1 protein-coding gene is annotated in these 1,188 nt (G+C 42.6%); it reads left to right on the top strand.

Annotated features, from left to right (window positions below):
- Positions 1-1,188: CARDB domain-containing protein (locus tag AAOP42_RS00655; protein WP_349526520.1), on the top strand; the 1,188-nt coding region annotated here is incomplete at both ends.

Below are 1,188 nucleotides of genomic sequence, written 5' to 3'. Positions count from 1 at the left end.
ACGAGTGAGAGTTCAGGGACAGTAACGTGGACAGGAGGAAGTTTGAGTAATGGAGCTGATGCGAGCATATCTATTACAGCGAGTGTTAATGCAGGTGGAGTATATACCAATACCGCAACGATCACGAGCAGCAACGAAGATGATCCAGATCCTAGTGATGACCAAGACAGCAATACCCCTGTACCAGTACCACAGACTGATCTGTCGATTGTTAAGACAGCAAGTGATGCTACACCTAACGTAGGGGATAATGTAACTTTTACCTTGACAGTGACCAACAACGGTCCAAGTGATGCCACAGGAGTAAGGGTTGATGATTTACTGCCAAGTGGATATTCATACGTGAGTGATGATGGTTCAGGTGCGTACATTTCAGGAACGGGTGTTTGGACAATTGGTGGATTGATAGATGGGGCAAGTACTGTTTTGCAAATAGTGGCTACAGTAAATGCAACAGGAAATTATGCTAATACTGCTACAGTAAGTGGAGATCAGGACGATCCGGGTCCGGATCCGAATACTGATACAGAAACACCTACTCCGGGGGCAATTGATGGTAATGTGGAAGCATCAGACATTTGTGTTGGTGATGACTTGACAATTCAATTGACTGATTTTGATAATTTGGCAGATGGAGATTATCAAGTTGACTATTCGTTAAACTCAGGCGTAGCAGTTTCAATTAACGATGTAAGTTTTACTTCGGGAAGTGCATCATTTGATATTACAAATCCGCTAGCCAATAGCTATACAATAGAAATTGTTAAAATGGTTAACTCTTCATTGGAAGAATTGGACTTGGCTGAAATTTCGAACTCGTTTAATGTTTACGAATTACCTTCAATCACAGGTGTGTCTTCTACTTCACCAGATGTTTGTGCCGGAACTGGAAGTATTAGACTGACTTTAAATAATGTACCTGATGGAAGTTATAGTTTGACATACGCTGATGGAGCATTTGACAATGTTGTTGTTCTGAGTGGCTCAGCTACAATAGACAATCTTGTAGAAGGAGATTATAATGACATCACGATTGAATTAAACAGCTGTAGTTCAGTCGCTGATATAGACGTTACGTTGAGCGATCCATCAATCCCAACCCTGACAGGCAATGCTGAGAGCAATCCAACGGCCTGTTCCGGTACAGACGGAAGCATTACGTTGACGACCGGCAACCTGTCTGACGGG

Source organism: Reichenbachiella sp. MALMAid0571 (assembly GCF_040151475.1).
In the GTDB taxonomy this organism is placed as follows: domain Bacteria; phylum Bacteroidota; class Bacteroidia; order Cytophagales; family Cyclobacteriaceae; genus CAXBNB01.
Note: the sequence above shows the minus strand (reverse complement) of the source record. Positions and strands in the feature narration are given on the sequence as shown.